17 protein-coding genes are annotated in these 24,317 nt (G+C 70.9%); 15 read left to right on the top strand and 2 right to left on the bottom strand.

Annotation, left to right across the window (positions count from 1 at the left end):
- Positions 1 to 333: 333 nt before the first annotated feature.
- Positions 334 to 1,296, top strand: coding sequence for a serine hydrolase (locus QQ657_RS26255; protein ID WP_434056779.1), 963 nt, complete (start codon positions 334 to 336; stop codon positions 1,294 to 1,296).
- Between the two features lie 388 nt (positions 1,297 to 1,684).
- On the opposite strand, the gene QQ657_RS26250 is transcribed toward QQ657_RS26255, so the two are convergent.
- Positions 1,685 to 2,110 (bottom strand): hypothetical protein, encoded by a 426-nt coding sequence (locus QQ657_RS26250; protein ID WP_284744911.1) that lies wholly within the window; start codon positions 2,108 to 2,110, stop codon positions 1,685 to 1,687.
- 98 nt (positions 2,111 to 2,208) lie between these two features.
- Between QQ657_RS26250 and QQ657_RS26245 the strand changes: the two genes are divergently transcribed.
- The 13 genes from QQ657_RS26245 (at position 2,209) to QQ657_RS26185 (ending at position 20,847) form a co-directional block, all read left to right on the top strand.
- Complete coding sequence (locus QQ657_RS26245; RefSeq protein WP_284744910.1) at positions 2,209 to 3,000, top strand: DeoR/GlpR family DNA-binding transcription regulator; 792 nt, start codon at positions 2,209 to 2,211, stop codon at positions 2,998 to 3,000.
- Between the two features lie 86 nt (positions 3,001 to 3,086).
- Positions 3,087 to 4,694, top strand: coding sequence for an alkaline phosphatase D family protein (locus QQ657_RS26240; RefSeq protein ID WP_434056776.1), 1,608 nt, complete (start codon positions 3,087 to 3,089; stop codon positions 4,692 to 4,694).
- Positions 4,695 to 4,789: 95 nt separating this feature from the next.
- Positions 4,790 to 6,079: an MFS transporter gene (locus tag QQ657_RS26235; protein WP_284744909.1), complete on the top strand. Its 1,290-nt coding sequence runs from the start codon at positions 4,790 to 4,792 to the stop codon at positions 6,077 to 6,079.
- The gene (locus QQ657_RS26230; RefSeq protein WP_284744908.1) at positions 6,076 to 9,627 is read left to right on the top strand and encodes a hypothetical protein; all 3,552 of its coding nucleotides are present in this window, start codon (positions 6,076 to 6,078) and stop codon (positions 9,625 to 9,627) included. Before QQ657_RS26235 ends, QQ657_RS26230 begins: the two co-directional genes overlap by 4 nt.
- Positions 9,624 to 12,332 carry a glycoside hydrolase family 78 protein gene (locus QQ657_RS26225; RefSeq protein WP_284744907.1) on the top strand — a complete coding sequence of 903 codons (2,709 nt, stop codon included), beginning with the start codon at positions 9,624 to 9,626 and terminating at the stop codon, positions 12,330 to 12,332. The genes QQ657_RS26230 and QQ657_RS26225 overlap by 4 nt, the downstream gene beginning before the upstream one ends.
- Before the next feature lie 35 nt (positions 12,333 to 12,367).
- A complete protein-coding gene (locus QQ657_RS26220) occupies positions 12,368 to 13,153 on the top strand; it encodes a DeoR/GlpR family DNA-binding transcription regulator (RefSeq protein ID WP_284744906.1) in 786 nt (261 codons plus the stop codon).
- A 117-nt stretch (positions 13,154 to 13,270) separates the two neighbouring features.
- Entirely contained in the window at positions 13,271 to 14,716 is a 1,446-nt protein-coding gene (locus QQ657_RS26215) for an FGGY family carbohydrate kinase (RefSeq protein WP_284744905.1), read from the top strand.
- Positions 14,713 to 16,152: an FGGY-family carbohydrate kinase gene (locus QQ657_RS26210; RefSeq protein WP_284744904.1), complete on the top strand. Its 1,440-nt coding sequence runs from the start codon at positions 14,713 to 14,715 to the stop codon at positions 16,150 to 16,152. The genes QQ657_RS26215 and QQ657_RS26210 overlap by 4 nt, the downstream gene beginning before the upstream one ends.
- 2 nt (positions 16,153 to 16,154) lie before the next feature.
- Complete coding sequence (locus QQ657_RS26205; protein WP_284744903.1) at positions 16,155 to 17,162, top strand: 2-hydroxyacid dehydrogenase; 1,008 nt, start codon at positions 16,155 to 16,157, stop codon at positions 17,160 to 17,162.
- Positions 17,159 to 17,761 (top strand): histidine phosphatase family protein, encoded by a 603-nt coding sequence (locus QQ657_RS26200; protein WP_284744902.1) that lies wholly within the window; start codon positions 17,159 to 17,161, stop codon positions 17,759 to 17,761. Before QQ657_RS26205 ends, QQ657_RS26200 begins: the two co-directional genes overlap by 4 nt.
- Before the next feature lie 22 nt (positions 17,762 to 17,783).
- Positions 17,784 to 18,833 carry an ABC transporter substrate-binding protein gene (locus QQ657_RS26195; RefSeq protein ID WP_284744901.1) on the top strand — a complete coding sequence of 350 codons (1,050 nt, stop codon included), beginning with the start codon at positions 17,784 to 17,786 and terminating at the stop codon, positions 18,831 to 18,833.
- Positions 18,833 to 19,606 carry an ATP-binding cassette domain-containing protein gene (locus QQ657_RS26190; protein WP_284744900.1) on the top strand — a complete coding sequence of 258 codons (774 nt, stop codon included), beginning with the start codon at positions 18,833 to 18,835 and terminating at the stop codon, positions 19,604 to 19,606. The genes QQ657_RS26195 and QQ657_RS26190 overlap by 1 nt, the downstream gene beginning before the upstream one ends.
- Complete coding sequence (locus tag QQ657_RS26185; RefSeq protein WP_284744899.1) at positions 19,603 to 20,847, top strand: sugar ABC transporter permease; 1,245 nt, start codon at positions 19,603 to 19,605, stop codon at positions 20,845 to 20,847. Before QQ657_RS26190 ends, QQ657_RS26185 begins: the two co-directional genes overlap by 4 nt.
- A gap of 356 nt (positions 20,848 to 21,203) precedes the next feature.
- On the opposite strand, the gene QQ657_RS26180 is transcribed toward QQ657_RS26185, so the two are convergent.
- A complete protein-coding gene (locus tag QQ657_RS26180) occupies positions 21,204 to 22,592 on the bottom strand; it encodes a KamA family radical SAM protein (RefSeq protein ID WP_284744898.1) in 1,389 nt (462 codons plus the stop codon).
- A gap of 132 nt (positions 22,593 to 22,724) precedes the next feature.
- Here QQ657_RS26180 and QQ657_RS26175 point away from each other — a divergent pair, with 132 nt between their 5' ends.
- Positions 22,725 to 24,317 carry an amidohydrolase gene (locus QQ657_RS26175; protein ID WP_284744897.1) on the top strand — a complete coding sequence of 531 codons (1,593 nt, stop codon included), beginning with the start codon at positions 22,725 to 22,727 and terminating at the stop codon, positions 24,315 to 24,317.

The following is a 24,317-nucleotide window of genomic DNA, read 5'->3' as shown; positions in this document are numbered from 1 at the left end:
GGCTTCACGATCCCGTCCGGCACGATTGCCGACGACGCGCCTCGGGTAACGCCGGCGAAGCGCTCGGCGCAGGTGCGGGGTGTTCGCCACCGGCCAGGGCCGTAAGACCGACCCGGTCGACGCGCACTCGGTAGCCGTAGTCGCGTTACGCACCAAGGGTTTGCGGACGTTCAGGTCGATGACGGCGGCGGTGAATTCGCCACCGTCGCCTGCGCCGTAGCTGGCTTCGGCGAGCCGTTTATCCCCCTACACGGCACCGGACCCGGTCGGTTCATCCATCCGTGGTTGGATCTTGCGATGGGGTATCGACTCAACAGGCGAGCGGCGTTCGGTTTGGGGACCGCTGTCGCCGCTGGAAGCCTTCTGACCGGCTCTCCCGCGTTCGCGCAGGAAGCAGACATCGAGGCCAGCCCGGCCACACCGGACCGGGCCAGGCAGAAAGTGAAGCGCGTCTACGACACCGCGGCCGCGGAGGCAGGCGGCATCTGGAACTCCTACATCAGCGTGGCCGACCAGGTGGCCGTCGACGTGGCGTCCGACGAGATCGTCGAGGCGTACAGCGTCAACAAGGTGGCCGTCGCGGTCACCTTGATGGACAAGATCGACCGTGGCCTGCTCACGCTGGACCAGCAGGTCCAGGTGCCGGCGAGCATCGTCGTGCCGGGTGGCGACGGCATCATCATCCTGGACAAGGCGTACCCGAGTGCGTTCACGCTGGGTCACGTCCTGTCGCTGTTCCTCACTGTTTCGGATGACACGTGTGTTCGGCTGGTGGGGCTCGTGGTTCCGGCGGCCGAGATCAACCAGATCCTGGTGACCAAGGGCTTCCCCAAGACCCAGGTCACGCCGGTGGCCAACCCGAACCGCTACTTCCTCGGCCAGACCACTCCGCGCGAGACCCACGACCTGCTGAAGGCGCTGATCGCGGGCACATTGCTGAGCCCGGCATCGACGGACTACCTGCTGTCCATCCTGCGGTCGCAGGTCGCTTTCACCGACGGTATCCGCCGTGAGATGTCGTCCGTCGATCGGGCGAGGATCGCCACGAAGGCGGGCTGGCTGAACGACGGCCGCAACGAGGCGGGAATCATGTTCGACGCAGCGGGCAAGCCGGTGTTGATCTACTCGATGTTCGCGCACGGCCAAGCGAACCCGGAGGACTTCGGGGCCACGCACCCGGTCCGGCAGGCCACCGCGAAGATGGGGCCGAAGTTCCTGCGCGCGGTCGACAAGATCGCGGGCGTCGGCACCAAGGCATTCCGGGCACCGGCTTACCAGCCGTACAACGGTGGCTGAGAGCAGCTACGGAGGGCAGCGACCACCGTGGACAGATGGCGGTCGCTGCCCTCCGGCAGTTCTGCCGCCGTGATCCGATCAGCTTGTTCAGAGAGCACGTCACCCGGTTCGTGGGCTCCGGTGCCGGCCGAGCGAGCAAGATCTCGGACACTCAATTGCCCCATGGAGCCGCGCATTGCGGCTGGGGCGGAAGAATTCCCCGGTGACCAGCACGAATCCGCCCTGTTGCCCGCCAAGGGCGAGCTTCGTGTGCAGGTCGGCGTCGATGTCCCACGGGCACGTACGGCGGCACCACGTCGTTCCCTGAACTGCTGTGGCTGGTGCCCTTCTGGGTGGTCGACTTGGATCGCATGCGCGCCACACCGCCGCCGCGCGTCGCCGGCCCGGCTCAGCGCACCCGCCAGGCACAATCGTGGTGGTGCAGGTTGGCCACGGAGACGTAGATGACTCCGGCGTATGTCGAGTAGTTGTCGGAGTCGGTGAATACGGTGCCGCCGCCCGAACTGTCCCGCCACCACTCGACCTTCGCAGTTCCGATTCCCAGCAGATCTTCGCCCGCCTTGTAACCCTTGTATGCGGCCGTGAACGGGCACGAGAAGCCGGGCGGGGCGGCTGATGCGGAACCCGGACCGCCGAACATGGCAACCGCCGAAATTCCGCACAGCGTCGCTGTGGACAAGAGGCGCTGTTTCGTCCTGGTGATCGTCACTCGCCTGCTCATTCCGTTGATCCTTTCGGTCCGGCGATCGGGCGATCGCAGGAGCTTCAGGCGCGGACGAGCGATGCTGTTCAGCCGGTTCTCCAGGTGAACCACCTGAGCACGAACGGGCGGTCCGGCCGAGGGCTAGCTTGACCTGGGCGGCTGGTTGTTACAGGCTGTGTGATGTTGATGCGAAGAATGTTAAGAGGGGCATGACCGAGAACCACAACGCCCGTCGCGGGCCGGACTGGCGGCGGACGGCCGTCGCCGACCATGTGCTGTCCGCCGGCTCCGTGAGCGCCGCCGAGCTGGCGGAGCGGTTCGGGGTCAGCCTCATGACCATCCACCGGGACCTCGACGAGCTCGAACGCCAGGGGATCGTGCGCAAGTACCGCGGCGGGGTCACCGCGCAGCCGTCCGGGGTCTTCGAGAGCAACGTCGCCTACCGGATGAAGTCCATGCGCCACGCCAAGGACGCCATTGCCGAACGGGCCGCCGCGCTGGTCGAGCCCGGCATGGCCGTCATGGTCGACGACTCCACGACCGCACTGGCCCTCGTCCGCCGCCTGATCGGGATCACCCCGCTCACCGTCGTCACCAACTTCCTCGAGGCCATGAACCTGCTGGCCCGCGAGCGCGACATCCGCCTGATGGCGCTCGGCGGCGACTACGACCCCCTCCACGACTCCTTCCTCGGCGTGTCCTGCGTCGACGCGATCGAGTCGTTCCGGGTCGACCTCTGCTTCGTCTCCACCTCCGCGGTCTCTGCCGGCTTCGCCTACCACCAGGAGCAGCACATCGTCGCGGTGAAGCGGGCGATGCTCGCCGCGGCGAGCCGGAACGTCCTGCTCGTCGACCACACCAAGCTCGGCCGGGTCGCGTTGCACCGGGTCGCGCCGCTCGAGGTGTTCGAGCGGGTCGTCGTCGACGACGGCGCGGACGCGGAGGCGCTGCGCGAGCTGGACGAGCACAAGGTCGCCTACGAGGTCGCCACCGCGTCTTGACACGTTTCAACTCTGCTCTCTACCCTCCTCATCACACTCTTCGGTGTTAACTTCACATCTCCGCGTTGATATGTGATCGGAGCGGCATGACCGCACCAGAGGAGGCTGTCTTGACGACACCCATGTCACGCCGGCGGGCGCTGGGGCTCGGCGGTGCCGGGGCGGCCGCGGTGCTGGTGGGCACCGGCGCCTGGGACGCCGCCGGCGCGTTCGCCGCACCCAAGGCCGGCGGTCTGTTCACCCTCGGCGTCGCGTCCGGCGACCCGTCGCCGGACGGGGTCGTGCTGTGGACGCGGCTCGTCGCCGACCCGTTCGCGGTGGACGGCAAGGGCGGCATGCCGGCCACTCCGGTGCGGGTCGAGTACGAGCTCGCGCTGGACGACCGGTTCCGCCGCGTGGTGCGCCGCGGCTCGGTGGTCGCCACCCCGGACCTCGGCCACTCGGTGCACCCGGAGATCCACGGGCTGGCGCCCGGTCACGAGTACTTTTACCGGTTCCGCGCAGGCGGGGAGATCTCACCGGCCGGCCGCACGCGGACGATGCCCCCCGCGTGGTCCGACCCGCGTGAGCTGAATTTCGCCTTCGCGTCCTGCCAGGCGTGGCAGGACGGTTACTTCACGGCCTTCGACCACATTGCGGCCGAGGACGTGGCCTTCGTCGTGCACCTCGGTGACTACATCTACGAGTCCGGGGTGGGCACGAACCGGCGTGGAGTGGTGACCGACCCCCGGTTCCACACCGAGGCGATGGACCTCGCGCGCTACCGGCTGCAGTACTCGCTGTACAAGATGGAGACGCCGCTGCAGAACGCCCACGCGGCCCACCCGTTCATCACCACCTTCGACGACCACGAGGTGGAGGACAACTGGGCCGGCGACATCTCGAAGGTCGACACCGAACCGGACCAGGACCCCGCGGTCTTCCGCCGGCGCCGGGCGGCGGCGTTCCAGGCCATGTACGAGAACCTGCCGCTCCGGCGCGCGCAGATGCCGGACGGCCCGGACATCCACATCTACCGCAGGCTCAACTACGGTCGCCTGGCCGACCTCACGATGGTCGACACCCGTCAGTACCGCGACGACCAGCCCTGCGGCGACGGCAACGGCACGAACTGCACCGAGCGGTTCGACGAAAACCGCACGATCCTCGGCGCGCAGCAGCGGAACTGGCTGTTCGACGGCTTTTCCCGCTCGCGGGCGCAGTGGCAGATTCTCGGCAACCAGGCCCCGATCGGCCAGACCGACCGGGACCCTGGCCCGGCCCTCGACGTCTGGTACGACCCGTGGGACGGCTACGTCGCCGACCGCAATCGGCTGCTGGCGGCGGTCCAGGACCGGGGCGTGCGCAACATGGTCGTCATCACCGGCGACCGGCACCAGAACTACGCCTGGAACCTCAAGCGCGACTATGCCGACCCGACTTCGCCGACGGTGGCGTCCGAGTTCGTGGGCACCTCGGTGACCAGTGGTGGCGACGGCGCCGACACCACCGACGAGGCGCAGGAATTCCTCGCCGCGAACCCGCACATGAAGTTCATCAACACTCAGCGTGGCTACGTGCGGGTGAACGTGAACCGGGAGCGCTGGCGCAGCGACTTCCGCGTGCTGCCGTACGTGCAGAAGCGGGGCGCACCGGTCGCCACCCGGGCGAGCTTCGTGGTGGAGGACCGGGTCCCGGGCGTGCAGAACGCGTGATCGATCTTCGCCCCGGTGCAGGGTGCCGCGGGACGAGTTGGCCTGATTAATACGTTTCAAGTGTGACCTGCGTCAACGAAGACGAGGAGTCCCGCATGACATCCAGTGAAGCGGTCGGAACCCACTCGGTCGAGGACGGCGGCACGATCAGCCGGCAACAGTGGCGGTGGTCCGTGCTCGCGGGCATGGCCTCTTACCTCGACGCCGGATCGATCGTCGCGCTCGGCGCCGGGCTGGCCTTGTTCCAGAGCTACCTGGGCCTCTCGGACGGCGCGGTGGGCGCGCTCGCGGCGATCGGCCCCAACGCGATCGGCTGCGCCGTCGGCGCGTTCGTCGGAGGCCGGCTCGGCGACAAGCTGGGCCGGAAACGGATCTACAAGTACGACCTGCTGGTCTACGCGCTCGGCATTCTCTGCATCGCGCTCGCGGTCAACACGCCGATGCTGTTCATCGGCACCTTCGTCGTCGGCGTCGCGGTGGGCGCGGACGTGCCGACGTCGCTGGCGCTGGTCGGTGAGTTCTCGCCGGCGAAGGCGCGCGGCAAGCTCCTGGGCTTCACACAGGTCGCCTGGAACCTGGGACCGGTGATCGTGCTGCTGCTGTCGCTGGTGCTCACGCCGCTGGACCTGCTGGGCACGCGGATCGTGTTCCTGCATCTGTTCGTCGTCGCGCTGGTGACGTGGGCGATGCGGCGCGGTCTGTCCGAATCGGCCCGCTGGACCTCGGCGTCGACCACAAGGGACGTCAAGTACCAGCTGAAAGCACTGTTCAGCGGCGCGCATCTCAAGGCCTTGCTGTTCACCGCGATCGTCTACGTGTTCTGGAACATCGCGGCGGGCACCGGCGGCATCTTCACGCCGTACGTCATCAAGACCCTCAACGCGGGCAGCCAGGCGGCCGGCGTCGCCCTGTCGTGCGCCGGGTTCGTGATCGGCATCGGCGTGACGATGCTGGTGTTCATGAAGTTCGCCGACCGCAGCCACCGCACGCGCAAGTGGATGTGGGGCATCGGCTCGGTGATGCAGGTCGTGGCCTACGGCATCTACGTCGTGCTGCCGTTCACCATCCCGGTGATCATCGCGAACATCGTGCTGTTCGGCGTCGGCTGCTCGCTCGCCGGCGAGGCCTTCTACAAGGTGTGGAGCCAGGAACTGTTCCCGACGATGCTGCGCGGCACCGCGCAGGGCTTCACCTTCGGCGTCGCGCGGACGCTGCTGGGTGTGTGGAGCTTCTTCCTGCCGACGCTGGCCGGCGGCGGGTTCGCCCTCGCCGGCGGTCTGCTCACGCTGTTCCTGGTGATCAGCGGCGCGACCGGGTTCTTCTTCATGCCGAACACCTCCGGCAAGTCGCTGGAACAGATCGAGGCGGAGCGCGCGGCCGCATGAGTTCCGACGAACTGCTGACCCGGTTCACCGATCCCGGCCCCGAGTTCTCCCCGCTGCCGATCTGGTGGTGGAGCGGCGGCCGGGTCACCGCGGAGCGGCTCCGGTGGCAACTGGAACAGCTGGTCTCGCAGGGCGTCCGGCAAGCCGTGGTGATGTGCCTGGCGCCGACCGGGCCGATGTTCGGCTCGCTTGCCGACGATCCGCCGTTCCTGAGTCCGAAGTGGATCGAGCTGGTGGACGGCGCCTGCGCGGACGCCGCCGAGCTGGGCTTCCGGCTGTGGATGTACGACCAGATCGGGTTTTCCGGGGCGAACTTCCAGGGCCGCCTCACCGCGGCCCGCCCGGAGTTCGCCGGGCGGGCCCTGCACCGCGAGCCCGACGGCACGATCGGCCACCGCGTCAGCGGCTTCGACTACTTCGGCGAAGCGGCCTGCGCGGCTCTGATCGACCAGGTGCACGGCGAGCTGGAACGGCACCTCGGCCACTGGTTCGGGACCGTCATCCCCGGGTTCTTCCAGGACGAGCTGCCGCCGCTGCCGACGTGGGGGCACGACTTCGCGGAAACCTTCGCCGAGCACCACGGCTACGAGCTCACCCCGCGGTTGTCCGCGCTCTACGAAGGCGCGGACGCCGAGTCCGCCCGCATCCGGCGGGACTACCAGGAACACCGCGCCCGGCTCGCCCGTCGCGCGTTCTTCGATCCACTGGCCGGGTGGTTCGGCGACCGCGGCCTGATCTGCGGGTTCGACCAGGCCAGCCCGGCACGCGAGGGCGACCCGGTCGGCGGGGTGCGGATCTACGGCGACTACCTGGGCACGCACTCGGGCTACGGCGCGCCGGGCAGCGACCACTGGGGCGACGCGAAGGTGCACAGCTCGCTCGCCCACGCGCACGGGCACCCGCGCACCTGGATCGAGGCGTTCCACTCCTCCGGCTGGGGCGGCACGCTCGAAGAGACCTACGACTGGCTCGCGCCGTTCCTGCGCCGGGGCGCGACGCTCTACGACCCCCACGCGGTGTACTACTCGACGGCGGGCGGCTGGTGGGAGTGGGCGCCGCCGTCGACCTGCTGGCGCCAGCCGTACTGGCCGTCCTACCACCAGTTCTCCGGCGCCGTGAGCCGGTTGTGCTCGGTGCTGACCACCGGCACCCACGAATGCGACGTCGTGCTGCTGTCGCCGACCAGCACCGCACAGGCCTACCTCACACTCGACGGTCCGCTGCCGCCCGCAGAGCGGGCCGGCGCCACCTTCCACGCGCTCAACGGCGTGGGCACGTGGTTCGCCGAGGAACGCGGCGTGCTGGAGCGGGCCGGCATCGACCACGACACGCTCGACGAGGCCACCATCGCGTCGGGAACGGTGACCGCGGAGGGGTTGCGGATCGGCGAGGAGACCTACCGCGCGGTGGTCTTGCCCGAGGTCGAGCTGCTGCTCCCGGCCGCGGCAGCCCGGCTCGCCGAGTTCGCCGCGGCCGGCGGGACAGTGGTCTGCGTCGGGGGTCCGGCGGTCGAGGGCGCGATCACGGTCGCGGAGCCGGACGACGTGCCCGCGCTGCTGCCGGAACCCCGGATCACCGCCGACGTCCCGTTCCTGCTGCGCCGCCACGGTGACCGGCACGTCCTGCTGCTCACCGCGCACGACGAGCACACCGGCACCCGCGCGCCGATCATCGACCTCGACCGGAAGGACTGGACGAACCAGGGCTTCCCGTGGGACGAGTACTGGCGGCAGCTGCACGAGACCGGGTACGAGTTCGTGCCGCCCGGCGACCGGGTCGCCCGCGTCCGCGGGGTCACCGGGCAGGCCCAGTGGTGGAACCCGCGCACCGGGGACCGCACGAACGTCCCCGTCGTGCACGGCGAGGTGGAGGTCGCCTTCACCGACGGTCCGATCACGCTGCTCGCGTTCGGCGACGACCTGCCCGAGCCGACCCGCACCCCACCCGGGCCAGTGGTCGGCGAGGCGGTCGTCGACGGCTGGCACGCGGTCGCCGAGTCCACATTGGACAACCGGCACGGCGACCTCGCCGACCCGGCCCGCACCGGGGTCCTGCCGCTCGAGGTCTGGCGGTTCGGTGCCGCCCTGGCCGGGTACGGCGTGTTCGCGGAGGTCCGGGACGCGGCCGGGTGGCGGCCCGCCACCTGGTCGCTGTCCCGCGGCATCCGTGACGACCCGGGACACGGGGAAACGCTGGGCCCCAAGGGGTACGTGCCCGAGGAGTTCCTCGACTGGCGGCACGTCCGCGCCGGGGAGACGGTCGCGATCCGGACGTATCTTCCCCTGCCCGACCGCGAGGGGCTGTTCCTCGCGGTCGGGGCGAGCGCGGCGCGGCGGGTGTTCGCGGACGGCGCGGAATTGCCCGCCGACAGCCCCGGGTACCAGTCGTTCAGCCCGCTTCCGGCCGGCCGCCCGGTGCGCGTGGAGATCGAGCTCACCGCCGTCCAGGACGGCCCGCTACGGGCGTCGTTCGCGGTCGTCACCGATCCGGCGGCCTACCGCAGGCCGGAATGGCTTGCCGGTGGCGAGATCGGCCGCACCTTCGACGTCGACGAGTGGCCCGGCGAGGCGATCGTGCAGGTCGCCAGTGAGGAAGCCTGCCGGGTGCTGGTGAACGGCACCGAGGTCGGGCGCCAGGGCGACTTCAACCCCTACCCGGGTTTCCGCGAGATCCGCATCCACCCCTACGACCTGCGCGAACACCTCCGACCCGGCGAGAACACCCTCACGCTCCTCACGTCCGGACCGGTGGCCGTCGACTCGGCCGACCCGCGGCTGGTCAGCGGTCCGGACTGGGGCGAGGTGCGCCGTACGCACAAGCGCGACCCGCGCTTCCTGTGCCTGCACCCGCGGCCGCACCCCCTGCCCGGCGCGCACTGGCTCGAACCCGCGGCCGCGCCCGGCGACGTCGTCGTGCCCGTGGTCCCGGACGTCGAACCGGCCGGGGAGCGCACCGAAACGTTGACCTTCCCGGCCCCGCTCGGCGCGGTGGCGCTGCGGATCCCGACCGATCTCGAGGTGCTCGTGCGAGTCGGGGAGAGCGAGTGCAAACCGGTCGACCAGCGCGTCCGGTTCCCCGAACCGCTGCCCGGGGGCACTCCGGTCCAGCTGCGGTTCCGCGCGGTCGACGGGCGCCGCGGCGGCGCCCTGCTCGACGCCGGGATCGAGGTGGAGACGGCCGAGGTGCCGGTCGAGCTGCGCAGCTGGGAGGACCTCGGGCTGCGCGCGCTCGGCGGTCTGGTCCGGTACCGCACGACGATCGAGGCCCCGCCCGGTCGCGTCGTGCTCGACCTCGGCGAGGTCCGCGGCACCGCGGACGTCGTGGTGAACGGGCACCTGGTCGACCGGCTGGTCTGGGGACCCTGGCGGGCCGAAATTTCGGACGCGCTCCGGCCGGGAGCCAACGAACTGGAGGTCGTCGTCCGCGGGACCCTCGCCGGGTACCTCGACGACGCGTCACCGACGTCGGCCGTGGCAGCCGGACAGGTCCGCACCGGCCTGTTCGGTCCGGTGCGGCTGGTACAGCACGAAAAGGAGAGCGACCGTTGACCGTCACCGCCGTCCGGTTCGAGCACCTGGACACCGCATTCGGAATCGGCACCGGCACGCCACGGCTGTCGTGGCAGGTGCGCACCGACGATCCGGACTGGGCGCAGACCGCCTACGAGATCGAACTGGACGGTTCGCGCACGGCCCGGGTCGCCTCGGCCGAGCAGGTGCTGGTGCCGTGGCCGTTCGCACCGCTGCCGTCGCGGACCCGCGCGACGATCCGGGTCCGCGTCGAGCCTGGAGGTGATTGGTCGGAGCCCGCGACGGTGGAAACCGGGCTGCTAGCCGAAGACTGGTCGGCAAAGTTCGTCAGCCCCCGCACGATCGGCGGCATCGGGCAGCGCGCCCCGATCCTCACCCGGTCCGTCACGCTGCGGCCCGGCATAGTCTCCGCCCGGCTGTACGCGACGGCGCACGGCGTCTACACCGCGACGATCAACGGCACACGCGTCGGCGACGAGGTCCTGGCTCCCGGGTGGACGAGCTACCGGCACCGGCTGCGGTACCAGACCCACGACGTCACCTCGCTGCTGCGCGAGGGGACCAACGACCTGGAAGTGCTGCTCGGCAACGGCTGGTACCGCGGCCGGCTCGGCTGGACCGGCCGGCGTGCGCTCTACGGCGACCGGCTCGCCCTGCTGGCGCAGCTGGAGGTCACCTACGCCGACGGCTCGACCGAGGTCATCGGCACCGACGAGCGGTGGTCGGCCCGCGAGAGCCGGATCGTCGCCGACGACCTCTACGACGGGCAGCACACCGATCTGACGGCCGAGCCGTCCACTGTGGACGACGTCGAGGTGGTGGACGCCGACTTCGGCCGCCTGGTCGCCCCGGAGGGCCCGCCGGTGCGGGTGACCGAGGTGATACCGGCGGTGAAGGTGTGGACGGCACCGTCCGGGACGACATTGGCCGACTTCGGGCAGAACGTCGTCGGCTGGGTGCGGCTGCGCGTGCGCGACGCGCGGGAGGTCACCGTTCGGCACGCCGAGGTGCTGGAGAACGGTGAGCTGGGCGTGCGCCCGCTGCGGTCGGCGAAGGCGACCGACACCTACGTCCTGTCCGGCGCCGCGGAGACCGTGCTGGAGCCCAGCCTGACGTTCCACGGTTTCCGGTACGCCGAGGTGTCCGGAGTGGACGATCTGCGGGCCGATGACCTCGAGGCCGTCGTGGTGCACAGCGATCTGCGGCGCACCGGCTGGTTCAGCTGTTCGGATCCGGACCTGGAGAAGTTCCACGAGAACGTCGTGTGGGGCATGCGCGGGAACTTCCTCGACGTGCCGACCGACTGCCCGCAGCGTGACGAGCGGCTCGGCTGGACGGGGGACATCCAGGTCTTCTCACCGACGGCGAGCTTCCTCTACGACAGTGCCGGGTTCCTGCGCTCGTGGCTGGCCGACCTGGCGGCCGACCAGCATCCGGACGGCGCGGTGCCGTTCGTGATCCCGGACGTACTGGGCGACGACGACCCGACGGCGACCGCCTGGGGCGACGCGGCGGTCGTCGTGCCGTGGGTGCTCTACCAGCGGTTCGGAGACGCGGAGGTGCTGGGGCGGCAGTTCGGCAGCATGCGCGGGTGGGTCGACAAGATCGCTTCGCTGGCCAGGGGCGGCGTCTGGTCCGGCGGGTTTCAGTTCGGCGACTGGCTCGACCCGGCCGCACCACCGGACAACCCGTTCGCCGCGAAAGCCGACTCCGACGTGGTCGCGACGGCGTACCTCGCGCGGTCCGCGGATATCGTGGCCGCTGCCGCCGAGGTGCTGGGCCGCGATGGTGCGGAATACCGGAGGTTGGCCGAACGGACGCGGGAGGCGTTCGCGCGGGAGTACGTCACCGGCTCGGGCCGGGTGCTCTCGGACGCGCCGACCGTCTACGCACAGGCCATCCAGTGGGCGCTGCTGCCGACGCCGGAGCAGCGGTCCGTAGCCGGCCGGCGCCTGGCCGACCTGGTGCGCACCAGCGGTTTCCGCATCGCCACCGGATTCGTCGGCACCCCGCTGATCACGGACGCGCTGACCAGCGCCGGGCATCCGGAGCTGGCGTACCGGCTGCTGCTGGAGCGCGGGTGCCCGTCGTGGCTGTATCCGGTCACGATGGGGGCGACAACGATCTGGGAGCGCTGGGACAGCATGCTGCCGGACGGGACGGTCAACCCGGGCGAGATGACCTCGTTCAACCACTACGCGCTGGGCGCGGTGGCCGACTGGATGCACCGCACGGTGGCCGGCCTGGCGCCGTCCGCGCCGGGCTACCGCGAGCTGACCGTGCACCCGATTCCGGACGCCGCGCTCACGCACGCTTCAGCCCGGCACGAGACGCCCTACGGCGAGGCCTCGGTGGCGTGGCGGCGGCGCGACGGGCAGTTCAGTTTGGACGTCGTGGTCCCGCCGGGGGTGACGGCGAAGGTGTATGTCCCGGGTGAGGAGCTCGTCGAAGTCCGGCACGGCCGGCACAGCTGGACGGTGCCCGATCCGTGTCTCTCGCCGCCTCCCGTGCGGACCGTCCGCGACCTCATCGGCTCCCCGAAGTGGGCGGACGCGGTGTCATTGCTGGTTTCGAAAGGGATCGCCGACGATGCGGCCGACGTCGCCGAACGGGCCGGGCGCCACCTCGACCGGCCGGCGTCCGAACTGGCCGGCTTCCTCGCCATGAAGACGCTTTCGGACTCTGCGGACGCCACCCGGGAGTTGGAAAAGCTCATGGAGTGAGCGGATCGCGCGGGGGCTGGTGCATGCTGGGCGGCGTGAACATTCCCGACGGCGCACGGCGTAACCCCGAGCTTCGGCGTGGCGCGATGCGCCGGCAGGTCGCCGAGGCCGGGTTCGTGCGGGTCGACACGCTGGCCGAGAACTACGGCGTCAGCATCATGACCGTCCACCGCGACCTCGACGAGCTGGAGCGGCTCGGCTTCCTGCACAAGGTGCGCGGGGGCGCAACCAGCGCGCCGACCACGACTTTCCACGGCGACCTCGAACACCGCATGCAGGCGCAGGTCGACGCGAAACTGGCCATCGCCCGCGAGGTCGTGCGCACCGAGGTCCAGCCCGGTCAGGTCATCGCCCTGGACGACAGCACGACGTCGCTCGTGCTCGCCCGGCTGCTGCCCGCGAAGGCGCCGCTCACCGTCGTCACGCACTTCCAGCCGGTGATCCGGGCGCTCGCCGCCCAGTCGGGTATCGAGCTGATCGGGCTCGGCGGCCGGTACGACGCCGCCTACGACTCGTTCCTCGGCCAGGCCACCGCCGACGCCGCCGCCGGCCTGCGCTACGACCTGCTGTTCCTCTCGACGACCGCGGTGTCCGACGGCGTCTGCTACATCCAGTCGCTCGACACGGTGATCACCCGCCGCGCGCTGATCGCGTCTGCGGCCCGCAGCGTGGCGCTCATCGACCACACCAAGTTCGACCGGCGCGCCCTGCACCGGCTGGTCAGGCTGGCCGACCTCCACCGGGTGGTCGTGGACGAAGCGACCCCGGACCAGGTGGTCCGGCGGGAGCGGGCGCGGGGCGCCACGGTCGACCTCGCGTGAGAACTTATGTGAAGTTCGACGGTTCCTGAATCGTTCTATCCCTGCGAAATGTGCCACGCAGACCAAGATCAATGTTAAGAGTTGCGAAGTTGTGGGCAACGCGTCTCTAATGTCGCCGTGGCAGCCAACGAAGTCGCTATCTGCGTCGACGCCGGAACGACCGTCATCAAGACCGTGGTGTTCGACAAGGACGGCCGCGAACTCGCGGTCACGCGGCGGGAAACCACCGTGCGCCACCCGAGCCGCGAACGGTGCGAGCAGGACATGCACGAGGTGTGGGACGCGGTCGTCGCGACCGTCGGTGAGGCGGTCGCACGGGTCGCGCGCCCGGTGCGGCTGCTCGCGGTCACCGCGCAGGGCGACGGCGCCTGGCTCGTCGGGCCCGACGGCCGGCCGGTGGGACCCGCCGTCCTGTGGAACGACGGCCGGGCCACCGACGTCGTCCGGGACTGGCGCGCCGACGGAACCCTCGAGCGCGCGTACCGGATCAACGGCTCACTCACCAACGCTGGTCTGCCCAACGCGATCCTCCGGTCCCTGCAGGGCGACGCACCCCGCACCGTCCTCACCTGCGGCGGCTGGCTGTTCCTCAAACTGACAGGCGTCCTCGGCATCGAGAAGTCCGAGGCGTCCGCGCCCTGGCTCGACATCCACCGGGGCACCTACTCCACCGAGCTCACGGACCTGTACGGCATCGACCCCGCCGTGCTGCCGCCTCTGCTCACCGAGCAGGTCCAGCCGCTCACCGCGACCGAACTGGGCCTGCCGGCCGGGACGCCGGTCGTGCTCGCCCCCTACGACATCGTGACCACCGCGTTCGGTGCCGGCGCGACGACAGTCGGCCAGGCGACCTGCATCCTCGGCACGACGCTGTGCACGGAGGTACTGGTGGCGGCGCCGGACACGACGGGGGAGCCGTCCGGGCTGACGCTCGACTTCGGCACGGCCGGTCTGATCATGCGCTCGTTCCCCACGCTCGCCGGCACCGGTGTCGTCGACTGGCTCATCGACCTGCTGGGCCTCGCCGACCACGACGAGGTGACCACGCTGGCCGCGCAGGCCCCGCCCGGCGCGGACGGCTTGCGCGTCTGGCCGTACCTGTCGCCGGCGGGGGAGCGGGCGCCGTTCCTCGACCCCGTGGCGAGCGGGTTCGTCGGCGGCGTGCTGTTCGGCCACGGCCGCACGCACCTCGCCCGCGCGGTGCTGGAAGGTCTCGCGCACGTCATCCGCGACTGCCTCGATGCGGCGCCGGGCCGGCCGGTCGAGCTGGGACTGTGCGGTGGCGGCGCGGCGAGCCCGTTGTGGTGCCGGTTGATCGCCGACATCACCGGCGTCCCCGCGGTGTCCACCGAGGACTCGCAAGTCGGCGCGAAGGGCGCGCAGGTGTTCGCGCTGACGGCCCTCGGCGACTACCCGGACCTGGCGGCCGCAGCGAGCGCGCTGGTCCGCCCCGCGGCCCGCTACGAGCCGGACACCGCGACGCGCGACCTGTACGAGGATGCGCACGCGGAGTTCCTGCAAACCCGCGCGCTGGCGGCGACCCGATGGGACCGCTGGCGATGAGCGAACCCGTGTGGATCGGCATCGACCTCGGCACCCAGAGCGTCCGCGCACTCGCGGTCGACAGCGCGGGGGAGACCGTCGCGTCCGCGCACCGGCCGCTGGGCGGCACCCGGTCCGGGAACCGGCACGAGCAGGACCCCGCCACCTGGTGGACCCGGACCGCGGAAGCGCTGGCGGCACTGGACCTGAGAGGTCGCGAGGTCGGCGCGGTCGCCGTCTGCGCCACCTCGGGAACCGTGCTGCTCACCGGAACCGACGGCACGCCGCGCACCCCCGGCCTCATGTACGACGACACCCGCGCCGGCGCGTTCGCCGACGTCGCCCAGGAAGCCGGCGAAGCGTTGTGGAGCCGGCTCGGCTACCGGATGCAGCCGGCGTGGGCGCTGCCGAAGGTGTTGTGGTGGCGGCAAGAGGGGCTGCTCGGCCCGGACGTGCGGCTCGCGCACCAGCCGGACGTGGTGACCGCCGCGCTCGTCGGGCACCCGGTCGCCGGCGACGCCAGCCACGCGCTCAAGACCGGGTACGACCTGATCGAGGACCGCTGGCCGTCGGACATCCTGTCGGCATTGGACATTTCGGCAGACGTGTTACCGGAGGTGGTACGGCCGGGGACCGTGCTCGGTGAGGTGTGCGCGGATGCCGCGTCCTCGACCGGGATACCGGCAGGCACCCCGGTGGTCGCCGGCATGACCGACGGGTGCGCGGCGCAGCTCGCCGCCGGCGCGCTCGACGTCGGCGAGTGGAACTCGGTACTCGGTACCACGCTGGCGCTCAAGGGGGTCAGCACGACGCTGCCGCACGACCCGACCGGCGCCGTGTACTCGCACCGCGCGCCGCACGGGGACCTGTGGCTGCCGGGAGGCGCGTCCAGTACGGGGGCGGGCGCGATCAGGGCGCTGTTCCCGGATGCCGACCTGACCGCGTTGACGGCCGCCGCCGCTCGCGTCGACGACGTGCCGCTGTGCTACCCCCTGATCGGGCACGGTGAGCGCTTCCCTTTCGTGGCAACGGAAGCACGCGGCTTCCTCGACGGCGGGCCCCTGGAAGCCCCGGGCGACCCCGCTCGGGTGTTCGCCGCTGTGTGCACGGGTGTCGCGCACCTCGAGCGGTTGTCGTTCGAGCTGCTCGCGTCGGCCGGCGCGGACGTCGGCGGCCCGGTGACGTTCACCGGCGGCGGTGCCCGCAACGAGTGGTGGAACCAGCTGCGGTGCGACGTGCTCGGCGTGCCCGTGCGGCTGCCGGTGAACCCGGAACCCGCGCTGGGCATGGCCGTCCTGGCGGCGGGCGCGCTCTCCGGCGACATCCCCGCCGCGGCGAAACGGCTCGTGCGGGTGCGCCGCACACTCGAACCGGACAGGAAGCGGCACGACGAGCTGACGCCCGCGTACCACGCGTTCACCGCGGCGCTCGCCGACCGCGGCTGGTGGAAGGAATGACTGTGGCGGAACCGATACTCCTCGCCGGCGACCAGTTCGTGCTGAACCGGCTGCTGGCGGCCGAACTGGCCTCCGGCGCGTGGGACGTGCGAACCCTCGAACTGCCGTGGCCGCACGTGCCCTTCGGCAAGGTCGCGGAGGTCGACGAGGCGTCCGATGTGGAGGCCGAGCTGATCGAGGCGCTGCAGGGGGTCCGGGTGTGCCTGACGCAGATGGCCCCGCTGACCCGCCGCGTGCTCGAGGCGTGCCCCGGCCTCGAGCTGTTCGCGGTGTCCCGAGGCGGGCCGGTGAACGCGAACCTGGCCGAGGCCACCGCACACGAGGTGGCGGTGACGTTCGCGCCGGGCCGCAACGCCGAGTCCACCGCCGAGCACACGATCGCCGTGATGCTGGCCGCGATGCGCAGGATTCCCGTCGCGCACGACAGCGTCGTGGCGGGACGCTGGGAAAGCGGCATGTACGCCTACGCGGAAACCGGCCTCGAGATCGCGGGCAGCACTGTCGGCCTGGTCGGGGCCGGGGCGATCGGCCGCCGGGTGGCGGCGGTCCTCGAGGCGATGGGCGCGACGGTCCTGGTCTCGGATCCCTACGCGGACGTCGATTCGGTACCGCTCGACGAACTGCTGTCCCGGTCCACGGTCGTCTCGCTCCACGCCCGGCTGACCGGGGAGACGCGCGGACTGATCGGCGAGCGCGAGCTGGCGCTGATGCCGCCGGGATCGGTACTGGTGAACTGCGCGAGGGGCGGGCTGCTGGACTACGACGCCCTGGCGAGAGCCCTGACGGACGGCCATCTCTTCGCCGCCGCACTGGACGTCTACGACCAGGAGCCGTTGCCGGCCCACCACCCGCTGCGGAGCGCACCGAACGTGGTGATGACTCCCCACCTGGCGGGCGCGAGCCGCGCGGTCGCCGGGCGCGCGGCCCGGATGGTGTGCGTCGAGGCAGCCAGGTGGCTGGCGGGCGAACCGCCACTGCACTGCGCGAATCCGGAGGTGGTGCGGAAATGACCAGGCTGCTCCTCGCCCGGCACGGCGAGACGGTTTGGCACGCGGAAAACCGGTACGCCGGTGGGCGCAGCGATCCGGCGCTGACCGACCTCGGGCTGCGGCAGGCCGAGCAGCTCGCGAAGACGGCCGTGACGATGGGGGTCGACGCGGTCGTCAGCTCGCCGCAGCAGCGGGCCGTCGCCACGGCGACGCCCACCGCCGAAGCACTGGGCGTGTCCCCGCACCTGCGAGCCGGGCTGCGGGAGGTCGACTTCGGTGAACTGGAGACCCACACCCTCGCCGAGATGGACCCCGAGGCGGTCCGGCGGTTCCGGGAAGACCCCGAGGCCAACGCCTTCCCCGGTGCCGAACCGACGGCCGGCGCCGGTGCCCGGGGCGCCGCCGCGCTCCGCGAACTCGACGGACAGCACGACGGAACCGTGCTCGTCGTCGCCCACAGCACACTCCTGCGGGTCACGCTCTGCGTGCTCCTCGGCCTGCCACTGAAGCACTACCGGCGGATCTTCCCGGCGCTGGACAACGTCGCGCTCACCGAGATCCGCCTGCCCGCCGATCCGGCCGACCCGGCCGCCCTCGTCTCGCTCAACCGTGCGCACTGACGCGTACTCGAAAGGAATCGCCATGCGTCGACTCGCCGTTCTCGTCGCAACTCTCGCGCTGGTCGTGTCCGCCTGCTCGTCCGCTCCGGGTGGCGGTGGCGGCGCGAGCAACGCCAAGATCGCGTTCCTCATGCCGGATATCGCCTCGACGCGGTACGAGCTCTACGACAGCCCGCTGTTCAAGGCGAAGGTGAAGCAGCTGTGCGCGGACTGCGAGGTGCTCTACCAGAACGCGAACGCGGACGCGTCCCGCCAGCAGCAGCAGGCGAACTCGGCCCTCGCACAGGGCGTGAAGGCGATCGTGATCGACCCGGTCGACTCGACGGCCGCCGCGAGCATCGTCAACACCGCCCGGTCCCAAGGCGTGCCCGTCATCGCCTACGACCGGCCCATCCCGGGGACCCCGGCCGACTACTACATCTCCTTCGACAACGAGAAGATCGGCAAGTCCATCGGCGACGACCTGGTCAAGCACCTGAAGGAAACCGGCGCGCAGGGCGGGATCCTCGAAGTCAACGGATCGCCGACCGACGCGGCCGCGGGGCTGATCAAGAAGGGCATCCACTCTGCCGTCGACACCAGCGGGTTCGCACTGCTCGCCGAGTACGACACGCCGGACTGGCAGCCGGCCAAAGCCCAGGACTGGGTGTCCGGCCAGATCACCCGGTTCGGTGGCCGCATCGCGGGCGTGGTGGCCGCCAACGACGGCACCGGCGGTGGCGCGATCGCGGCGTTCAAGGCCGCCGGCGTCACTCCCGTGCCGCCGGTGACCGGCAACGACTTCGAGGTCGCCGCCGCCCAGAGGATCGTGGCCGGCCTGCAGTACAACACGATCTCCAAGCCCATCAAGATCGTCGCGGAGGCCGCGGCCGAGATCGCCTACCAGTTCGCGAAGGGGGAGAAGCCGGCAGGCAAGACGACGCTCTTCGACACCCCGACGCAGCTGTTCGACCCGACGGTGGTGACCCAGGCCACCATCGCCGGCGTGCTGGCGAAGTCCGATCAGATCAAGCCGGCCGACGTGTGCACCGGCGAGTACACGGCGGCGTGCAAGCAGCACGGGATCGCGTGATGCAAACCGACACCGCGGTCCTGTCGCTGCGCGGAATCAGCAAGAACTTCGGCGCGGTCGCCGCGCTGACCGACGTCGACCTGGACGTGTCCGCCGGTCAGGTAGTCGCGATCGTGGGCGACAACGGTGCCGGCAAGTCCACTTTGGTCAAGGTATTGGCCGGCGTGCACCGCCCGGACACGGGCACGATCACCTTCGCCGACCAGGTGGCGGCGATCGACAGCCCCGCGGCCGCGCACTCGCTCGGCATCGCCACGGTGTTCCAGGATCTCGCGCTGTGCGAGAACCTCAACGTGGTCGAGAACCTGTTCCTCGGCCAGGAGATCCGCCGGAAGCGGCTGGACGAGGTCGCGATGGAGACCCGGTCGTGGGAGCTGCTCCGGCAACTGTCGGCGAAGATCCCGACGGTGCGGATCCCGGTCGCGTCCCTGTCCGGCGGGCAACGCCAGACGGTCGCGATCGCCCGCTCCCTGCTGGGCGACCCGAAGATCATCATCCTGGACGAGCCGACGGCCGCCCTCGGCGTCGAGCAGACGGCCGAGGTGCTGAACCTGATCGAGCGGCTGCGCGAGCGCGGCCTCGGCGTGATCATGATCAGCCACAACATGGAGGACGTCCGCGCCGTCGCCGATCGCATCGTGGTCCTGCGCCTCGGCCGCAACAACGGCGTCTTCGACGCGGCCGAAGTGTCCACTGAAGACCTGGTCGCCGCGATCACCGGCGCGGCGGACAACGTCGCGACGCGCCGGGAACGCGAGAGGAAGAACCGATGACGCAGACAAAGGGCGCCCCCGCCCTGGACCTCCTCGACGAGCGGCTGCGCCACGGCGAGGGACTCAAGCCCGCGCTCAGGGCCATCGCCGACCGGATCCGGTCCGGCGACCTCGGCGCGCTGCCGATCGTCGTCGGGCTGGTGGTGATCTGGACCGTCTTCCAGATCCTCAACCCGGTCTTCCTGTCGAGCGCCAACCTGGTGAACCTGCTGATGGAGAGCGTCTCGGTCGGCATCATCGCGCTCGGCATCGTGTGCGTGCTGCTCGTCGGGCAGATCGATCTCTCGGTCGGCTCGGTCAGCGGGCTGTCCGCCGCGCTCACCGCGGTCACGTTCGTGGGCAGCGGGTGGCCCGTCTGGCTGTCGATCCTCGCCGCGATCGCGGCCGGTGCGCTGATCGGCTGGGTCTACGCGCAGATGGTCACCCGGCTCGGGGTACCCAGCTTCGTCGCGACCCTCGCCGGGCTGCTCGGGTTCCTCGGCCTGCAGCTGTGGCTCCTCGGCAGCAGGGGCGCCGTCAATCTGCCGTTCGACTCCGGGCTGGTGCGCTTCGCCCAGCTCGACTTCGTGCCGGCGTGGCTGTCGTACGTGCTGGCCGCTGTGGCCGCGACGGCACTGTTCCTCACCGGGTACTCGCTGGCCCGGGCGCGCCGGGCGGCTGGCCTTTCCGGGCGGTCGACCTCGTTGTTGCTGGCCCGGAGCGTGGCCGTCCTCCTGGGGCTCGGCTTCGCGGTGTGGTACCTGAACCAGGCTCGCGGCGTGGGCTGGCTGTTCGTCGCCTTCGTAGTGCTGGTGCTGGTCTTGCACTACATACTGACCCGCACGGCGTGGGGCCGGGCCGTGTTCGCGATCGGCGGCAACGTCGAGGCCGCCCGCCGGGCCGGGATCAACGTGAAACGCATGTACATCAGCGTTTTCATGCTGTGCAGCTCGCTCGCGGCGCTCGGCGGACTGATTGCGGCGGCGCGGCTCGCGGCGGCCAACCAGGCCAGCGGCGCCGGCGACGTCAACCTCAACGCGATCGCGGCCGCGGTCATCGGCGGCACCAGCTTGTTCGGCGGGCGCGGCAGTGCCTTTTCGGCGCTGCTGGGCGTTCTGGTGATCCAGTCCATCTCGAGCGGGCTGACGCTGCTCGACCTCGACTCGTCGTTCCGGTTCATGGTGACAGGACTGGTCCTCGCGCTGGCCGTCGCACTCGACTCGGTGGCCCGCCGATCACGAGCGGCACACGGTCGCGCCTGAGGGATGTCTCGTAACCGAGGATGTGGCCGGCAGGCGGCGCCGGCGAGCTCGCTCAGCACCTGGGTGACGGCTCGTTGCCAGCTCGCCGGTAGTTCCACATTCGTGATGCGAAGTCGGTCCGGGACCACTCGAACGGAGCAAGTGAGCCCCATCCGGTCGTGGCGTCAGGTATAGGAAGAGCGCGTCGGCGGCAATGGAATTTCTGGGCCGTTTCCGGGCCGTACGGTGATCGTCGCAACCGGCCCACACCGGCCCTGACCAGCCGAAACGTCCGAGTGGACCGAAGGGATGCGCGCGGCCCCGATCAGGTTCCGCGGCACCCCCTCGGCATGCCTCTGAAGGCTGATGCGCTGGCGTCAGCTGGAGCGGTTCGCCCACCACTGCTGGCCGGCTTCGGGCAGCGTCGAGATCGGGTCGTAGTACGGGTAGCGGCGGTTCAACGCCTCGGGGTCCTCCAGTTCGATGCCGGTCCGGTAGTTCTTCGTCCAGTAAGAAATCCCCAGCTCACGGTCGTACTCGGCCAGCTGGTGCACCCACCGCTTCCCGACATAAGGCACGTCGCACACGATCCGCGGTGTCGCATACCCCGGCAGATACCCCATGATCGAGTGCTGCAGCTCCTGCGCCTCGTGCACCGAAACCCGCCAATGCTCCGCGTTCGGGATCATGTCGCACATGTAGAAGTAATACGGCAGGATGTTCGCCTCGCCCTGCAGTGCGAAGCACAGGTCCAGCAGCTGCGCCGGCGTCGCGTTGACCCCGCGCATCAGCACGCCCTGGTTGCGGACGTCGCGGACACCCACGTTCAACGCCGTCTGGGCCGCCTCCGCCACCAGCGGGGTCACTGACTGGGCGTGGTTCACGTGGGTGTGGATCGCCAGGTTGACGCCGCGGCGCTGGGCCGTCACCGCGACGCGCTCCAGGCCCTCGACCACCTTCGGCTGGAGCCAGTGCTGCGGCAGCGCCGCCAGGGCCTTCGTCGCCAGGCGGATGTCGCGGACGGTCTCGATGTCCATCAAGCGCATCAGGAACGACTCCAGCTGCGGCCACGGCACGTTGGCCACGTCGCCGCCGGAGACCACCACGTCGCGCACGCCCGGGGTCTTCTTCAGGTACGCGATCATCGCGTCCTGGCGGTCGACCGGCTTGAGCGTCAGCTTGTGCTTCTCGACCGTCTCCGTCGAGTTGCCGACCAGGTCCATGCGGGTGCAGTGGCCGCAGTACTGGGGGCAGGTCGAGATCATCTCGGCCAGCACCTTGGTCGGGTAGCGGTGGGTGAGACCCTCCACGACCCACATCTCGGCCTCGTGCAGCGAGTCGCGTTCCGAGTGCGGGTGGCTCGGCCACGTCGTGTCGCGGTCGCTCTTGACCGGGAGCATGTAGCGGCGGATCGGGTCGGCGTAGAACGCCTCGGTGACCTTCGCCGGGTCGGTGCCCGCGGTGGGCGCCATCGTGTTGAGCATCTGCGGCGGCAGCAGCATCGACATCGTCGCCATCTCGCGCTGGTCGGCGGCGAGATCGTCGTAGAAGCGCTCCTCCAGCAGGTCGCCCATCAAGGCGCGCAGCTGCTTGGCGTTGCGGATGCAGTGCACCCGCTGCCACTGGGCGTCACGCCACTCGGCCTCGGTCACGTCGTGCCAGCCGGGGAAGCGGCGCCAGTCGGGTTCCACGAGCTCGGCGCGGGCGTACTCGTAGGGCTGGTCGAAGGCGGCGGCAGGCGTCACAGGTTCCTGGGTCGCAGTCACTTGTACTCCTAGTCGTCGGGAACGCGTTAAAATATCCTGTCATAACGTTCTCACGGAGTAAATCTTCCTGCCTGCTGGCGTGCCTTCACCCAGGTGCCGAGGGCCTCGCGTCCCGGGGGCAGACTCAAGGGCGTGACGGACGAACACACGACGCTCCTGCTCGGCGGGCGCATCTACACCCCCGCCGGACCGGACGCCACGGCCATGGCGATCACCAGCGGCACCGTGGTCTGGGTCGGCCAGGACGGCCCGGCGCGCACCCTCCACCCCGGCGCCGAGATCGTCGACCTCGACGGCGCGTTCGTCGCGCCCGCCTTCGTCGATGCTCACGTCCACGCCACCGCCACCGGCCTGCACCTGAGCGGCCTCGACCTCACCGGCGTCCGCAGCGGCACCGAACTGCTGGCCCGCGTGCGCGACGCCGTCGTCCCCGGGCAGGTCCTGCTCGCCCACGGCTGGGACGAAAGCGCCTGGACCGACGCCCGGCTGCCCAACCGCGCCGAACTCGACGACGCCGCCGGCGGCACACCCGTCTACCTCAGCCGCGTCGACGTCCACTCCGCGCTGGTCTCCACCGCGCTGGTCGAGCTGGCCCCGGCGGCCCGCGACGCCGACGGCTGGTCGCCCGACGGCCCGCTGACCCGGGCCGCCCACCACGCCGTCCGCGCGGCCGTGCGCGCCGCGATCACCCCCGAGCAGCGCGAACGCGCCCAGCGGGCGTTCCTCGCCGAAGCCGCGGCACAGGGCATCGTCAGCGTCCACGAATGCGGTGGCCCCGACATCTCCGGCCGCGACGACTTCGCCGCCCTGCTCGCCCTCGCCGGCCCGGACACCCCCGAGGTCGTCGGCTACTGGGGCGAGCCCGGCGCGATCGGCACCGCCCGGGAGCTCGGCGCCCGCGGCCTGGCCGGCGACCTGTTCGTCGACGGCGCCCTCGGCTCCCACACCGCCGCCCTGACGACGCCGTATGCCGACCACGCCGGCTCCGGCACGCTCTACCTCGACGCGCACCGCATCGGCGAGCACCTGGCCGCCTGCACCGAAGCCGGGCTGCAGGCCGGCTTCCACGTCATCGGCGACGCCGCCGTCGCCGAGGTCGTCGAAGGCTTCCGGCTCGCCGAAAAGGAGGTCGGCCAGCGCGCCCTCGCGGCCCGCCACCACCGGCTCGAGCACCTGGAGATGGTCACCGCCGACCAGGCGAAGCTGCTGGCCGGCTGGGGTGCGGTCGCTTCGATGCAGCCGCTGTTCGACGCGCTCTGGGGCGGCGAAGGCGGCATGTACGCCGAACGCCTCGGCGACCGCGCGGCCGGGCTCAACCCGTTCTCGACGCTGGCCGCCGAAGGCGTCCTGCTGGCCTTCGGCTCCGACGCGCCGGTGACCCCGCTCGACCCGTGGGCGAGCGTCCGCGCCGCCGCCTACCATCGCACCCCGGGCGCCGGCCTGTCCCCGCGCGCCGCGTTCACCGCCCACACCCGCGCCGGGCACCGCGCGGCCGGCGTCAACGACGGCGTCACCGGCAGCCTCGTCCCGGGCGCGCCCGCGCACTACGCGATCTGGGACGCGACCGACCTCGTCGTCGCGACCCCGGACAGCCGCGTGCAGCGCTGGTCCACCGACCCGCGCGCCGGCGTGCCACCGCTGCCGCGGCTCGAACCGGACGCCGCCCTGCCACGCTGCCTGCGCACCGTCCGCGCGGGTGAAGTCCTCCACGACGCCATCACCTAG

This window comes from Amycolatopsis ponsaeliensis (genome assembly GCF_030182635.1).
Classification (GTDB): Bacteria; Actinomycetota; Actinomycetes; order Mycobacteriales; family Pseudonocardiaceae; genus Amycolatopsis; species Amycolatopsis ponsaeliensis.
The sequence above is the reverse complement of the archived record's forward strand: the minus strand, read 5'-3'. Positions and strand labels throughout refer to the sequence as shown.

Bases quoted from the DNA above. Each gene is read 5' to 3' on its own strand.
- QQ657_RS26210 (WP_284744904.1), top strand. From the start codon at position 14,713: ATGAGCGAACCCGTGTGGATCGGCATCGACCTCGGCACCCAGAGCGTC.
- QQ657_RS26230 (WP_284744908.1), top strand. From the start codon at position 6,076: ATGAGTTCCGACGAACTGCTGACCCGGTTCACCGATCCCGGCCCCGAG.
- QQ657_RS26190 (WP_284744900.1), top strand. From the start codon at position 18,833: ATGCAAACCGACACCGCGGTCCTGTCGCTGCGCGGAATCAGCAAGAAC.
- QQ657_RS26245 (WP_284744910.1), top strand. From the start codon at position 2,209: ATGACCGAGAACCACAACGCCCGTCGCGGGCCGGACTGGCGGCGGACG.
- QQ657_RS26195 (WP_284744901.1), top strand. From the start codon at position 17,784: ATGCGTCGACTCGCCGTTCTCGTCGCAACTCTCGCGCTGGTCGTGTCC.
- QQ657_RS26200 (WP_284744902.1), top strand. From the start codon at position 17,159: ATGACCAGGCTGCTCCTCGCCCGGCACGGCGAGACGGTTTGGCACGCG.
- QQ657_RS26185 (WP_284744899.1), top strand. From the start codon at position 19,603: ATGACGCAGACAAAGGGCGCCCCCGCCCTGGACCTCCTCGACGAGCGG.
- QQ657_RS26240 (WP_434056776.1), top strand. From the start codon at position 3,087: ATGACCGCACCAGAGGAGGCTGTCTTGACGACACCCATGTCACGCCGG.
- QQ657_RS26235 (WP_284744909.1), top strand. From the start codon at position 4,790: ATGACATCCAGTGAAGCGGTCGGAACCCACTCGGTCGAGGACGGCGGC.